The organism is Myxococcus sp. AS-1-15 (genome assembly GCF_020037055.1).
Classification (GTDB): domain Bacteria; phylum Myxococcota; class Myxococcia; order Myxococcales; family Myxococcaceae; genus Myxococcus; species Myxococcus fulvus.
This window is the reverse complement of record NZ_JAIQDF010000006.1, coordinates 423,341-438,187: the sequence shown is the minus strand read 5'-3', so window position 1 is coordinate 438,187 and position 14,847 is coordinate 423,341. Positions and strand designations below refer to the sequence as shown.

Here is a 14,847-nt window from a genome sequence, read left to right as displayed (position 1 = left end):
GTCGTCACTGGAACCAGGAGGAGGCCACGCCCGCGCTCTGGTGGCGCGGGCGCACGTCCGTCTCCAGCCATTGCACCGCGTACCGCTCGCCGTGCTGCTTCAGGAACGCGTCCAGGCGCTCCGGCCTCAAGCGCTCGCGGGTGGAGTGATGCGCGGACAGCGCGCGCCGCATCGCCGGGTGGTAGCGCACGAAGGACGCGAAGTCGCGCGGGTACTCCCGCGCGTCCACGCCGAGCAGCTGGCCCCGGGTGCGGCCTCGGGACAGCAGCTCGCGCCAGTGCTCCATCGTGGCGAGTCCGATGGACTCCACCCCGCGTGAGCAGAGCGTCAGGTACATCGCGTCCCACGGTGTGGAGCGGTCCAGGTAGCGCTCGAGCGCGCGCGCCGAGGCCCGCGTGTTGAGCACCATCCAGAACGGCACCGCGCCGGTGCGCAGCGTCCACCAGGGCTCCAGGAGGATGGAGCACTCCGCCAGCAGCTTGCCGGAGGGCATCTTCCGCTCGCGGTACCAGTGCCGGTACAGGTCCGCCACCAGCGGGCTGAGCGCCTCCGGCTCCGGGTAGACGATGCGCTTGAGTCTCCAGCGCCGCTTGCGTGCGAGCCGCAGCAGGTCCTCGCGCAGGGCGGGCTCGAAGCCCCACTCCGCCTCCGGGCTGTCGCTGTCCGGCGGTGGTGACGGCCAGCGCGTCAGGTAGGAGCCCTGCTTACGCAGGTAGGCCTCCACGCGAGGGCCGCCCAGGTAGTACTCGTCCGGGCTCGCGCCGCCGAGCGAGCCTTGCTGGAAGACATGTCGCTCGCCCTGTTGGAGCGTGGGCCAGCGCAGCTCGCACTCGGACACGAAGAGGGTGGCGCCGGGCTCCAGCGCTTCTTCCAGGAAGCGGACGTACGCGGGGCTCAGCCCGCGTCGCTTCACCCGGAAGTGCGTCAGCCCCTGGAGGAGGAGCCGGTCGTGGTTGGCGTCGTGGGTGTGGTGGAGCTGCAGGTCCGGATGGGATTCCAACAGACGACGTGCGGGCTCGCGCGCGAAGCCGAGGGTCTTCATCGGCTCGTCCAGGGGCACCTGGCCGTCATGGCGCACGGAAAGTAGATGCGTCTGCGGCAGCCACGGGATTCCCAGCGCGGCGCACAGGTGGACGAGCGCGCCGTTGGTGGCGCCCACCACGGCCGCCGGGTAGCGGCGCCTCGGGTAGCGGCCCACGACCCAGCGTGCGAGGGCCTCCGCGTCGAAGCGCGCGAGGGCCCTCGGCGTCAGCGCCTCCGCCAGCGCGCCGCGCACCCACGCGACCTCGCGCAGCGGCACCGACAGGCGGTTGACGGCGGGCGCCAGCGCCTCGAACAGCGGATGCGTGTGGCGGTGGGCTCCCAGCGCTGGAGCGTCCCGGCCGTGCAGGAAGGCCGCGAGCGCCCGCAGCAGCGCGGCCGAAGAGTCGAGGTCCGCGACGAAGCGGCCCGCCCTCATCGCGCCAGCTCCGCGCGACGAGCCTCGGGCGGGTTCGGTGCGAGATGACGTGCGCCAGGCGAACTCCGCGCCGCTTGCTCCGGGTCCACGCGCCGAGGCCCGTTCGTGTCCGGCACGCGCCGACGGGCATCGGGCGAGCACCGTGCCTCGCGTGCCGACTCCTCGCGACGAGCCCCGTGCGCGTCCGACGCCGCACGACGTGCGTGTGGTGGATTCATCTCCCCCTCCAGGGCTCTGGCTCGGCGTCCTCAGGCAAGGTAGCCCTGACGCACCGACCGGGCAGGCCGCTGACCGGGGCCTGCTCGCCTGCAGTCCCGGGAGGCGCGGGTGGACGCCGTGCGTCAGGGCCCCGGCTGTCGCGCCAGGTCCGCCGTCACGCGCAGCCCCTGGGCCGCGTACGCGCGCGAGCAGGGACGCAGCCGGGCCTCGGTGGGCCCCATCGGCTCCAGCACGAAGGAGGAGTCCTTGTGGCGGGGCGGCGAGTCCGGCCAGTGCCCCCGCTCGGCGCGCGCCAGGTCCACCTCCGCCAGCGTGATGAGCGCGTCGTGCTGCAGCCGGCGCAAATCCAGCCGCTCCGCGTACTCGCCATACGTGACGACGTCCGGACCGTGGAGGCTGAGCGTGCCCAGCTCCAGCAGCGCGAACGCGCGCCGGCGCGCCCCCGTGGGCAGGTCCGCGGCGGCCGTCAGCGCGTCGAAGCCCTCCACCAGCTGCCACCACGCGCGCCGCGCCGTCAGCGCGTTGTCGTCCGGAGGCGCGAGTCCCAGCAGCTCCGGCGGGACGATGTCCTGGCTCCCCTCGGGCAGCCGCGCCAGCGTCTCTTCGGAGAGCAGCGGCCGGAAGTGGACCAGCTGCAGCAGCACCGACTCCTGCCGCAGCGTGACGGAGAAGGGCGCGTACCCATCCGCCAGGCGCGCCAGCTGCGAAATCGCCAGGCGCTTGCGCTCCAGCGGCGCGGCGTCCAGCGCGTCCGCGCAGGGGTGATAGAGCACGCCGTGGCCCGTGGCGGAGAGCAGCTGCCCCTCCATGCCTCCCCCCAGCTCCAGCTCCCGGCTGAGCGCCAGCGCGTCCAGACACACATCCAGCGCCGCCGAGGCCTGCCCGTGGGACAGCCGCACCCGCGTCTCCAACGCCGCCAGGTGCACCACGTACATCAGCGCGAACCGCCCATTGGCGCGGGCGGGCGTGAGGGGCGCCAGCGCCCCCAATCGCTCGGGCAGCCCCCCCACCTCCGCGTGTGTCGCCAGCAGCACCCGCGCGAGCAACGGCCGGGCCCGCTCCAGCGCCTGCTCACAACCCTGCGTCAGCGCCGACGTGGGCAGCTTCCCGTCCGCCACGTCCCGACAGGGCTGCCCCTGCGCCGAGTTCCCCTGTGGCTTCTGTTGCTCCTGATACAGCTGCAGCACGGACTCGAGCAGCGGCTCCAGGTGGCGCGCGAAGCTGCCCGGGACCGAGGGATTCACGTGCGAGGGCCGCGCGTAGCTCGTGCGCGACAGCTCCCCCACCTCCCGCACCAGCCGCTCCTCCAGGGGCCCCGTGCGCAGCTTCACGTACGCCCACCCGCCCCCGCAGGCGAGGAGGACGGCGAGTGCGCCGCCAGCGAGGGTGTAGAGGGGACGGTGGAGGGCCATGAGGGGGAGTCCGGCGGGCGGAGCCTCGCATGAAACCCCCGCTCCGGGGACTCGCCGCGTCATCCTTCCGTGACTTCACTCGCCGTCTGGGCCTGGGGGCCAGCGTCCGGCCCGAGGGTCAGCCGGCACTGCGGCGGGGAGGCAGGAGGCCATGGTTCAGCCGGGCCAGCAGGTGGTCCGCGAGCGCGCGGGCCTGGGCGCGAATCTCCGGCACGGCCGTGGTCTCCCACAGCTCCCCCCGGCGCAGGGGGCCCAGGGTGTAGAGGAGCCCTCCTGTCCGCCCGCTCGCGTCCAGCAGGGCGCCGTGGCTGTCGGTGTCCAGGCCCATGCCGAGCGTGTCCGGCCGCAGCCGCCCCTCGTCCGCCAGGCGCTTGAGCAGCGGGTGGCCGTGTCGGGTGACGGTGCCCTCGGGGCCGGTGCAGTTCACCACGTGGCGGACCTGGAGGTGCTCCTCGCGGCCCTCGCCTCGCGGGAGGATTCGCGCGTGGACCGTGCCGGTGTCGTCCAGCCGGAAGCCGCGCACCCGGGCCGCGCGCACCGTCAGCCGTCCTGTTTCCATCAGCTGCTCGAGCCCATCGGCGACGCCGGGCGCCATCCGGTGGCGGTGGACGTCCCAGTAGGAGCGCAGGTGGCGCAGGAAGCGCCGTCGCTCCACGTCCGACAGCCGCTGCCACAGGGGCACCGTCACCGGCCTCAACGCATCCACCACCGCGCGCCAGCTGGCCCCCGCGTCCGTGGCCCGGCGCACCTCGCGCCGCAGCACCCGGAGCAGCGCGCGCACGCGCACGGGGATGGGGTGCAGGGTGGTGTCGTCCTGGGGCCGCAAGCCCTCGCGTCGCAGCGCGCGCAGCACGTCGCGGATGCCGGGCGAGTCGTACGTGCCCGCGGCGGCCCGCACGTGCCGGTGGGGCAGCAGCCCGTGCCGCGACAGCGCGTACAAGGGGCCCGTGTGGCCCTGCTCCTCCAGCGACAGCACGGCGTCCACCATGGTGAGCCCCGTGCCGATGAGCAGCACCGCGTCCTTCGTGCCGATGCCGGCGAGCGCGTCAGGGACCCACGGCGAGCGGTGGTAGTGGGGGCTCGCGTACAGCCCGCCGTCCTCCACCCGGAGGTCCGCGGGGTCCGCGTTGCCCAGCGCCAGCACCGCGCGGCGCGCGACGTGCTCCGCGCCGTCCCCGGTCGTCAGCGTCACCAGGCCGCCGTGCTCGCGCATCGAGACCACCTGCGCGGACCGCGTCTCCAGCCGCACCCCCGGGGCCGCGCGCGCGCGGGTCTCCTCCAGCACCTCCGCCAGGTATTGGCCATAGCGCTGCCGGGGGACGAAGTCTCCGGGCGCCGTGTCGGGCGCCTGTCGCCGCACGGCGCGCAGGAAGTGCTCCGGGTCCTCCATGAAGGCGCCCATGCGCCCGGCGGGGACGTTGAGCAGGTGACGCTGGCTGCGGGTCGAGTAGGCGAGCCCCTGGCCCACGCTCCGGCCTCGCTCCAGCAGCAGCACCCGCAGGGGCGCGCGTGCCTGCTTCAGGAGGTGGATGGCCAACAATGTTCCGCTGGCCCCGCCCCCGACGATGGCCACATCCCATGGGCTGCTGTGTCCTTGCACGCCGCAATCCTATGTCCGCCTGCGCGTGACGGCATCCACGCTGGCGGTGTGGACAATCGGATGGCAACCCCTGGTCAGGGTCTGAGGGCGTGTCCACACTCCCACGCACATCCCGGGAGGACCCATGCGAGAGCGCTCCACCACAGGAGAGTGGGACCGTGAGGTCCCGGACACGAAGAGCCTGCTCGGCTGGTCTCTGCCAGAGGGTCGGGACGCCGTCCCATCGCTGACGTGGCTGGTGGAGCGGCTTCGTCACAGCCGCCCCGACTGGGGGATGCTGGGCTCGCTCGTCCGGTTCGACGACGCGCGCTACGTGCGCAGGACGCTGGCGAAGACGGACGCGTGTGAGCTCCTGCTCGTGTGCTGGATGCCGGGGCAGGGCTCGCTCGTGCATGACCATGGCGGCTCCGCCGGCGTGTCGCTGCTCGTGCAGGGGAGCCTGGACGAGACGCGTTACGACTGGGCGGGAGACAGGCTGCTGCCGGCCGTCGTCGAGCGCGCGCGGGAGGGCGACTTGTTGATCGAGGCGTCGGACACCATCCACCGCGTGCACAACTCGTCGCGTCGGGGCGCGGTGTCGCTGCACCTGTACGCGCCGCCGATGGAGGGCATGACGCCCTACGACAGCCAGGTGGTCAGAGCGCCGCGTCCAGTTGCCGTGGGGGCTGGGCGAAGGCGCCGGCCACGGGCAGGGTGACGCGGAAGATGCTGCCCCGGCCGGGCGCGCTCTCCAGCGTGAGGGTGCCGCCCAGCGACGTGACGATGCCGTGGCAGACGGCGAGCCCCAGGCCGGTGCCCACGCCCAGGGGCTTGGTGGTGAAGAACGGGTCGAAGATGCGCTCGCGGTGCTCGGGGGAGATGCCGCAGCCGGTGTCGCGCACCTCCACCGCGACGACGCGCCCGGGCATCGCCTCGCTCGCGACGACGCGCACCTCGTTGAGCTCCACCTGACCGGGGACGATGGCCTGCGCCGCGTTGAGCAGCAGGTTCAGGAACACCTGACCCAGCCGGGCGCCGTTGCCCTGCACCGGGGGCACGCCGTCGCACTCGACCACCAGGCGCGCGCGGTGCCGCAGCTCGTGCATGGCCATCTTCGCCGCGGTGCGCACCACCGCGCCCACGTCCGACGGGCCGCTGCCCACGTCCTCGGAGCGCGAGAGTGTCTGCAAGTCCCGCACGATGAGGCGGATGCGCTCGGCGCCGTCGCGCGTCTCGGCGAGCGCCTCCAGCACCTCCTGGCGCTCGCGCTCGGGCAGCTGCTCCTTCTGCTGGAGCTCCTGGTGGATGTACTCCAGGTTGCTGAGGATGAAGGCGAGGGGGTTGTTGATTTCGTGGCCCACGCCCGCGGCGATGCGGCCCAGGGCGATGAGCCGGTCGGCGAAGAGCAGCTGGGCCTGGGTGGCGTGGAGCTGCTCCAGGCTGCGCGACAGCTTGGCGTTGGCGGCCTCGAGCTCCGCGGTGCGCTCGCGCACCGTCTCCTCCAGCGCCTCCGAGGCCTCGCGCGCGCTGGTCGTGCTGGAAGCTTCCGGGCCGGACGGTATCCCCTGACGTGCCAGGAAGGCGCGTCGCAGCGTGCCTCGCCGCTGCGCCACCGCCGACATCAACAGCACCCTGGCTCGTAGCGTCATCACGTCGCAATCCCAGCGTCAGGTGTCCATCCCGTGGAACGCGCGGGGACGGGTGGACAGCGCCAGTCAACACCGCCAGGACGGCCTGGGCAAGGAGCCGATGTCGTCTGGCGAGGCGGCGAAAGCACTTCCAGGTGGGTAGTCGACGGCGGCGCGCCCCCGTGTCGGAGCCAGCGTTGGGCGGTGGAAGCTTGGGCGCGAGGTGTGTCACCGCGCGCGCGGAGTCTCGGAGGCGTGGCGGTCCGACGCCACCGAGGGCTGCGCGCGCCGGGCCCAGCACGCGCCACCCACCAGACACGCACCCATGACCACCGCGAGCAGGAGGCTCGACACGCCCTTGAGCCGCGCCGTTCCCGTCGCGGGCCGTGCCCGGACCACGAGCCGGGGCACCTCGGGCTCGGACGCCGGCCGGTACGCGGGCAGTCCACCCGAGCTGGCCGTGCCGCGCCGCCCTCTCGATGGTGGCCGAGTCCCCTCGGTGGAGGCGGGCACGTCCGCCACATCGGGGAACAGCGGCGCGTCCCACGCACCGTCCGCCGACGCGAGCTCCGCCTCCAGCGCCGAGCACCACGTGCTCGCGGTGCCGCGCCGCCAGGGCTGCTTGGACAACAGCCGCGAGCACAGCTCGCTCAACGCCCACGGCACCCGCGGGTTGAGCACGTGCGGCGACACCGGAGGGTGGTGGATGACGGCCAGCTCGCCCTCGGGCGTCTCCACGTCCACGAACGGATGGCGCGCGGTGAGCATCCAGTAGAGCACCACGCCCAGCGCGTACAGGTCATCCGCGGACGTGGGCGGATACACCCCGTCGGGATGCGCGCGTCGGAACGCCAGCGCCTCCGGGCTGCGGTAGCGCGGCGTGCCCGGCGGCAGCACCCCGCGCGGCAGCCGGGGCGCCCCCGAGTAGTCCCCCACGCCGAAGTCCATCAACACCGGCGTGCCGTCCTCCTCGCGCACGACGACGTTGTCCTCCTTGATGTCGCGGTGGAGCACGTCCGCCGTGTGCGCCGCCTCCAGCCCCCGCGCCATGCCCAGCGCCAGCGTCGCGGCCCCTCTCGCGGACGGGTTCTCCTCCTCCACCCACTGCGCCAGCGGACGCCCCCTCACGTACTCCATCGCCAGGTAGAGCCACGCGGGAGACTCGGAAGGAAAGAGCCCGCCCGCGCGGAAGCCCACCACGTTGCGATGCGCCAGCCGCGTGAGGATGGCCACCTCGCGCAGGGCCCAGCCCCCCAACTGCTCCAGCGACTGCAGCTTGAGCGCCACGGCGGCCCCGTCGCGAGAGGCGCGGTACACCACGCCGCACCCTCCTGCGCCCAGCAACGCCTCCACCCGGTAGCCCGCGATGTCCGCGCCCTCGGGCGCGTCCAGGACGTGATGCTTGTCCATGCCACCTCCCCAGTCGGACACGACCTCGGGAATGGGGTGAAGCTAGCACCACCTCCGAGGATGTCCCCCCCGACAGCGGGGAGGGGCCCACACGCCCCGGCCGCGAGTGTGCGGCAGCGGATGGCGCGCTGCCCTCAGGGGCAGGCGCCGCAGTCGGCGTTGCAGCTCGTCGCGGTGGTGCCCGTGCCGCAGCGCTCGGTGAACTGGCAGACGCCATCCCCGCACCGATAGATTTCCGCGGGGCGGATGCGCGCGGTGATGGGCTGGTAGGTCTTCGCGTTGTGCGTGCACGACGCGTAGTAGGGCAGGGGGTTGTTGCCGGCGTCCCTGGCCACCGTGCACAGCGAGGCGCACATGCCCAGGTGGGTGATGGGCGGGCACTGCTGCGTGGTGCCCGAGGCCAGCCCACACGTGCGAGGCGTGCTCCGCTCCGCGGTGAGGTACGGCTGGTCATTGGCCGCGAACACGCCCGTGCCGTCGAAGAGGTTGCCGAAGTAGCAGGCCTCCTTCTCGCTGTAGAGGTCCAGCTCCGCCTGGGTGTAGGGGATGGCTGGAGGCGTGGAGTCGCTGGTCGCCGCGACGCGGCCCAGCACGGAGATGGGCACGTGCAGGCCGTACTTGTTCGCGTGCGCCGCCAGGCACGCGGACACCACCTGCTGCTCCGCCTCCGTCGCCGCCGCCCCGTTCGCCCAGCTCGTCGCCAGCCCCAACGAGCCCAGCCACGTGTACTGCACCCCCGTCACCGGGTTGGTGAAGGTGCGCGTCTGCCCCGCCGCCACCGCGCACGTCACCACGTAGGACATCACCGCGTCCGCCGTGCTCGGGTCCTGGTTGAACCAGTCCTTGAAGCCATTGGTCGACAGGCCGTTGGTGGACAGGCCATTGGTGGAGAGCCCGTTGGTGGACAGGCCGTTGGTGGAGAGCCCGTTGGTGGAGAGCCCGTTGACGGACAGCGCATGCACGCGCAGCTGCCCCAGCTCCTCCCCCACCGGCTCCAACTCCACCCCGCAACCCGCCGCCCCCATCCCGAGTCCCCAACCCAGGAGCCCCACCACGCCTCCGCGAGCCCAACGGCGGATGGAGCGGGTGTGGCGAAGCGACTGCGAAGCTGGAATGCGGTGCATGCGTTTCCCCCGTGTGTGGTGGTCAGCGAGGGCTGACCACCTTGTCGTCCACCCGCTTCAGCGCTCCCAATCGCGCTGAAAACTGATGGGCTCGACAAGATTCGTAGGGGATTTCCCTGTGCGCATGCTGCTATGGAGGAATTTTCTTTTCCCGTCGAATCAATAACAGCAGGGTTGTAAAGTCCTAGACCCAGTCAGGTCTGGATGGATTGGATTAAACGGAGAATTTGTATTTCAGGAAAAACTAGAGAGGCTCTGGAAACTCCAGGCTCAGCGCGGCGGCGGGGGTGAGGGCGAAGCCCTCCGGTCCGCGCAGCCTCCAGGCGCTCACGTCGGTGACGGGGCCGCCGACGATTTCGGATTCGCCGGTGTCCCCGCGCGTCTCGGCCTGGCCCAGGTGCAGGCACAGGTGGACCTTGGCATCCACGGGGTCGGCGAGCTTCTGCGCGGCCTGCTGGAGGATGCGCAGCGAGCGCTCCGCCTCGCGCAGGTAGGTGGTGCGCTCGGGGGTGGGCGCGCCGTTCTCCAGGGGGCGCACGGCGAGCAGCGTGGTGCCGGACTGCAGCGCCAGCAGGAAGCCCCCGCCGCGCAGGCCCTGCTCCAGCCCGTCCAGCACGTCCGCGAGCACCGCGTACATCGCGTCGTCGTCCTGGGCGGCCGCCGTCGACAGCACCACCTCCGCGTGGACGGCGAGCGCCAGCCGGGTGCGGTGGGTGGGCTGCACGGGCTCCTCGGCGGCGTCGGCGAGCGCGGCCAGGAACGCGCCCACGCTGCCGAAGCGGCGGCTGGCGTCCTTCTCCAGACAGCGCAGCACCACCTGGTCCACGGCCGGGGACACCGGGGCGATGGCGCTGGGCCTGGGCGCGGGGGCCTCCAGGTGCAGCCGCTCCAGCTCCATCCGGTCCTCGCAGAGGAAGGGGTAGCGGCCGGTGAGAAGCTGGTGCAGCAGCACGCCCAGCGCGTAGATGTCCGTGTGCGGGCCGATGGCGCCCCCGCGGAACTGCTCGGGCGCCATGGCGTGGGCGGTGCCCAGCCGCTGGCCGGCGATGGTGAGCCCCTCCTGGGTGGCCTCGGCGGACAACAGCTTGGCGATGCCGAAGTCGAGCAGCTTCACCCGCGGCTTCTCGCCCTCCTCCACGACGAGGATGTTGCTGGCCTTCAGGTCGCGGTGGACGACGCCCGCGCGGTGCGCCGCCTCCAGCGCGCCGCACACCGGCTCCAGGTAGGCGCGCGCGCGGGACGCCGACAGCCGCCCGCGCTCCTGCACCACCTGGCCCAGGGTGCGCCCGGCGAGCAGCTCCATGACGTAGTAGGGGCTGCCGTCCGGCATCAGCCCGAAGTCATAGACGTCCACGATGTTGGGGTGGCGTATCTGGTTCACCACCCGGGCCTCGCGCACGAAGCGCTTGAGCATCTCGCCCTGATCCGCCAGGTGGGGGTGGAGCACCTTCACCGCGGCCCGTCGGCCCAGGATGCGGTGCTCGGCTTCATAGACGCTGCCATGTCCGCCGGAGGCCAGCAGGGCCTTGAGGACGTACTCGCCCGCAAGTGTTCCCGGGCCTCGGCCCGCATCGCCTCTTGCCCGCTCGGTGCCATGGAGATCCGCGCGTGCCTGGATGCGGAACGTGCTCTCGGAGTCGGCCGCCATGTGGCGTCGTACCCTAGCACCGCGCCCGGGACGCCCGCTGCATGGCCTGGGCCCGAAGCGTCCGCCGCGACGCGGCAATCCTACCTGGGCGTTCACCACCCATCACAGCGGGTGGCGGAGGCAGGGGCAGATGTTGCCTGGCGTATGCTCCAGGGCCCCATCACCCCGGGTGGTTGGACGCTGGGCCCGGGGACTGCTGGATTCTCGGGACGTGACACCACGCGTGCAAGCTGGGGCAGGTGGAGTGGACGGACGCGGCGCGAGGTGCCGGGGGGCTGCTTGATGACGACATTGGATGACCTCACGACCTGCGCCGGTCTGGCGCTGGCTCCGCCGTCCTCGACGGGAGCCTGCCTCATCCTCATCAGCACCACGACGCCCGCGGCCATCGGCAAGGCGTACCGGCTGGAGCCCGGCGAGCACATCATCGGCCGGGGCTCCGAGGCCACGGTGCGCATCGACGACCATGGCGTGTCGCGCAAGCATGCCCGCATCGTCCGCCTGCCGGATGGGGGCTGCCACGTCACGGATCTGGAGTCCACCAACGGCACCCTGCTCAACGGCACGCCCATCGCCACGGCGGAGCTCCAGGAGGGCGACAGGCTCCAGATTGGCACCGTCACGGTGTTCCGCTTCTCCAAGCGGGAGCTGCTCGAGCAGCGCGAGGAGGCCCTGCGCCAGGCGCTGTCCGCCGCGCGCGTGGGCATCTGGGATTGGAACGCGCAGAGCGGCCGGGTGACGTGGAGCGAGCAGGTGGACCGGCTGTTGGGGCTGCCCGTGGGCAAGCTGTCCGGCCGCGCCATGGAGCTCGAGGAGGTGGTGCACCCCGCGGACCTCCCGCGTGTGCGGGAGTCCTTGTCCATCGCGTTGGAGAAGAAGACGCAGGTGGACGTGGAGTACCGCATCGAGCCGCAGGGCAGCGGGTGGCGCTGGATTTCGTGCAAGGGCGACGTGCTGTGCGACGCGGCGGGGATGCCCGCGCGCGTGACGGGCACGGTGATGGACATCACCGCCCGCAAGCAGGCCGAGCAGGAGCTGGCGCGCCAGGCGCTCATCTTCGAGAGCATCTACGACGGCGTGGTGATTACCGATTTGGGCGGCGGCATCATCGACTGGAACGCCAGCGCGGAGCGGATGTTCGGGCGCAACAAGACGGAGGCGCTGGGGCAGACGCTCTTCCGCGTGCTGCACCCGGACGAGCCGGACCGGATGACGGGCATGGTGCTCGCGGGGCTGGAGAAGCAGGGCCGGTGGTCGGGGGAGCTGGAGTTCAAGCGCCGCGATGGCACCACCTGCTGGTGTGAGTCCGTCGTCGTCCCGCTGCGCGACAGCGAGGGGCGCACCATTGCCAACATCATGGTCCACCGCGACACGTCGGAGCGCAAGCAGCTCCAGGCGCACCTCGTCGTGGCGGACCGGCTGGCGTCGGTGGGCACGCTGGGCGCGGGCGTGGCGCACGAAATCAACAACCCGCTGGCGTACATGCTGGTCAACCTGCACCTGGTTCGCGAGGGCCTGGAGCGGATGGAGAGCCAGGTGCCCGCGGCGGCCATCGCCTCGCTGCAGCAGTTGGTGCGGGAGACGACGGAGGGCGCCGAGCGCATCGCCACCATCGTGCGCGACTTGAAGGTCTTCGCGCGCGGCGAGCAGGAAGTGCGGCTGATGCCGGTGGACGTGCGGCGCGCGGTGGAGCTGGCGTGCAAGATGGCGGACAACGTCATCCGTCACCGCGCGCGGCTGGTGACGGAGTTCGAGCCGGTGGCGCCGGTGGAGGCCAGCGAGTCGCGGCTGTGCCAGGTGTTCCTGAACCTGCTGCTCAACGCGGCGCAGGCGATTCCGGAGGACCGCTCGCCCGAGCACGAGCACGAAATCCGGGTGGTCATCCGCGCCGGGGACAGGGGCCGGGTGCTGGTGGAGGTGCGCGACACCGGCATGGGCATGACGGCGGAGGTGATGGACCGCATCTTCGACCCGTTCTTCACCACGAAGCCCGTGGGCGTGGGCACGGGGCTGGGGCTGTCCATCTGCCACGGCATCATCGAGTCCATGGGCGGCTCCATCCACGCGGAGAGCGAGCCGGGCAAGGGCAGCACGTTCCGCGTCGTGCTGCGCGCGGCCACGCGGGAGCTGGAGCTGCTGCCCAGGCTCCAGACGGTGGTGCCGACGAACGCGCGGGCGCGCATCCTGGTGGTGGACGACGAGCCGAACGTGACGCTGGCGCTGCAGCGCTCGCTGGCGGCGGACCACGAGGTGGCGACGGCGAACAGCGCGCAGGCGGCGCTGCGGCTGCTCAACGAGGGCAGCCGCTTCGACCTCATCCTCTGTGACGTGATGATGCCGGGGATGACGGGCATGGACCTCTACAACGAGCTGGGCCGCAGCGCGCCGGAGCAGGCGGGCCGCATGGTGTTCATGACGGGGGGCGCCTTCACCCCGCGCACGGTGTCGTTCCTGCGCGAGGTCCCCAACCTGAAGATTTCCAAGCCGCTGGACCTCACCCAGCTCCGGGAGCTGGTGGGCCGCTCGGCGGAGGCGAGCCGATGACGGGCTCGGCGGAGCGCGCTGTGTCTTCCTCGACGACCGCACCTGACTCCGCCGGTGACGTGAGCTTGAGCGCGGTGGCCCCGGCCCCCGCGGCCCCTTCGCCCGAGGCGCGCGAGTGGACGCCGCGCGCGGTGGGCATGGGGCTGCTGGTGGGCTCGCTGTTGGCGGTCACCAACGTGTCCATGGGGTTGAAGCTGGGCTGGTGGGAGAGCGGCTCGGTGATGGCGGCGGTGCTGGGGTTCGGCGGGCTTTCGGCGGTGTCTCGCCGACGCGGGGCTCCGTACACGACGCTGGAGAACAACCTCACGCAGGTGTCGGCGGTGGCGGTGGGCGCGATGCCCGCGGCGGCGGGGCTGTTGGGGCCGCTGCCGGCGCTGATGTTGCTGGGGCTGGAGGTGCCGGGCGTGGCGGTGGCGGCCTGGAGCGTGGCGCTCGGGGTGTTGGGCGTGCTGGCGGCGCACCTGCTGCGGCGGCGGTTGATGGAGGAGGAGAAGCTCGCGTTCCCGACGGGCATCGCCACGGCGGAGCTCATCACGGCGATGCACGCGTCGGCGCCCGAGGAGAACCGGGGGCGGGGCTGGTGGCTCGCGGCGGCGGCGGCGCTGTCCACGGGCTTCACGGTGTTGCGGGATGCGTTCCAGAAGGTGCCGGGGATGGTGGCGGCGCCGGGCACGGTGGGCGGCGCGTCGGCCGCGTCGCTGACGTGGGGGTTGGCGTGGAGCCCCATGCTGGTGGCGGTGGGGATGATGGCGGGGCTGCACCTGGGGCTGAGCATGCTGCTGGGCGCGCTCGTGGGGTGGGGTGTGCTGTCGCCGTGGCTGGTGTCGACGGGGGCGGTGAAGGAGGCGGGCTTCGATGCGCTCCAGACCTGGCTCACGTGGCCGGGCGTGGGGCTTTTGGTGGGCTCGGCGGCGGTGTCGCTCACGGCGCAGGCGCGGGACTTCTGGCGGGTGGCGAAGGACCTGGGTTCGCTGCGGAGCGGCGGGGGGGGGCCCCGGTGGGCGTGGCTGAGCGGGGGCGTGGCCTGTGTGTTGGCGTTGGGCCTGGGCGTGGGCGTGTATGGGATGAGCGCGGCGCAGGGGGTGCTGGCGTTGGTGTTGGTGTTGCCACTGTGCGCGGTGTGCGCGCGAGGGGCGGGGCAGCTCGACGTGTCGCCGGTGTCGCAGGTGGGCCAGCTGTCGCAGGTGGCGGCGGGCGTGCTGCTGCCTGGGGGCGTGGGGCCCAACGTGGCGGTGGGAGGCGTGGTGTCCGGGGCGGCGGCGCAGACGGGCGTGAGCCTGTGGGCATTGAAGGCGGGGCACCTGCTGGGTGCGTCGCCGGGGCGGATGCTGGGGGCGCAGCTGTTGGGCGTGCTCGCGGGTTCGTTGGTGAGCGTGCCGGCGTACCTGTTGCTGACGCGGGCGTATGGCTTGGGTTCGGAGGCGCTGCCCGCGCCGTTCGCGCAGCAGTTCCGCGCGGTGGCGGAGCTGGCGTCGAGAGGGCTGGATGGCTTGCCGCCGAACGCGCTGTTCGCGGGGAGCGTGGCCGCGGGCGTGGGCGCGCTCCTGACGTTGCTGGCGCGAGGGCGCGCGGCGCGGTGGGTGCCCTCGCCGGTGGCGATGGGAATCGGCTTCATCCTGCCGGCCTACTTCGCGGTGACGCTGTGCCTGGGTGGCGTGCTGGCGGCGGTGGCGCGCTGGCGCTGGCCGGCCTCGACGGGACGCAACGTGCCCGCGCTGGCTGCCGGGGCGATTGCCGCGGAGTCTCTCGTGGGCGTAGCGCTCGGCGCGCTCAAGCTCTTGGGCTTCATGGCGTAGCGAGACGCGCAGGGGCAACGAAGAAACG

At 72.5% G+C, this 14,847-nt stretch carries 10 protein-coding genes; 3 read left to right on the top strand and 7 right to left on the bottom strand.

From position 1 onward, the window contains the following. Positions 1-4: 4 nt before the first annotated feature. From K8625_RS19630 to K8625_RS19620, 3 genes are all read right to left on the bottom strand, one after another. Positions 5-1,459, bottom strand: a complete 1,455-nt coding sequence (locus tag K8625_RS19630; RefSeq protein WP_223783564.1) for a hypothetical protein — start codon at positions 1,457-1,459, stop codon at positions 5-7. 341 nt (positions 1,460-1,800) lie between these two features. Next, entirely contained in the window at positions 1,801-3,090 is a 1,290-nt protein-coding gene (locus K8625_RS19625; RefSeq protein ID WP_223783563.1) for a hypothetical protein, read from the bottom strand. Between the two features lie 118 nt (positions 3,091-3,208). Next, a complete protein-coding gene (locus K8625_RS19620; RefSeq protein WP_223783620.1) occupies positions 3,209-4,663 on the bottom strand; it encodes an FAD/NAD(P)-binding protein in 1,455 nt (484 codons plus the stop codon). A gap of 151 nt (positions 4,664-4,814) precedes the next feature. Between K8625_RS19620 and K8625_RS19615 the strand changes: the two genes are divergently transcribed. Then, positions 4,815-5,387: a cysteine dioxygenase family protein gene (locus K8625_RS19615; RefSeq protein WP_223783562.1), complete on the top strand. Its 573-nt coding sequence runs from the start codon at positions 4,815-4,817 to the stop codon at positions 5,385-5,387. Here the strand turns inward: K8625_RS19615 and K8625_RS19610 are convergent. The 4 genes from K8625_RS19610 to K8625_RS19595 form a co-directional block, all read right to left on the bottom strand. Next, a complete protein-coding gene (locus K8625_RS19610; RefSeq protein ID WP_046711070.1) occupies positions 5,326-6,318 on the bottom strand; it encodes a sensor histidine kinase in 993 nt (330 codons plus the stop codon). The two genes, K8625_RS19615 and K8625_RS19610, sit on opposite strands and share 62 nt — an antisense overlap. A 207-nt stretch (positions 6,319-6,525) precedes the next feature. Further along, a complete protein-coding gene (locus K8625_RS19605) occupies positions 6,526-7,707 on the bottom strand; it encodes a serine/threonine-protein kinase (protein ID WP_223783561.1) in 1,182 nt (393 codons plus the stop codon). Between the two features lie 134 nt (positions 7,708-7,841). Continuing rightward, positions 7,842-8,831, bottom strand: coding sequence for a hypothetical protein (locus tag K8625_RS19600; RefSeq protein WP_223783560.1), 990 nt, complete (start codon positions 8,829-8,831; stop codon positions 7,842-7,844). Positions 8,832-9,075: 244 nt separating this feature from the next. After that, complete coding sequence (locus tag K8625_RS19595; RefSeq protein WP_223783559.1) at positions 9,076-10,479, bottom strand: serine/threonine-protein kinase; 1,404 nt, start codon at positions 10,477-10,479, stop codon at positions 9,076-9,078. A gap of 282 nt (positions 10,480-10,761) precedes the next feature. Here K8625_RS19595 and K8625_RS19590 point away from each other — a divergent pair, with 282 nt between their 5' ends. Then, entirely contained in the window at positions 10,762-13,023 is a 2,262-nt protein-coding gene (locus K8625_RS19590; RefSeq protein ID WP_194869594.1) for a PAS domain S-box protein, read from the top strand. Positions 13,024-13,043: 20 nt separating this feature from the next. After that, positions 13,044-14,819, top strand: coding sequence for an OPT family oligopeptide transporter (locus K8625_RS19585; protein ID WP_223783558.1), 1,776 nt, complete (start codon positions 13,044-13,046; stop codon positions 14,817-14,819). Positions 14,820-14,847: the final 28 nt, after the last annotated feature.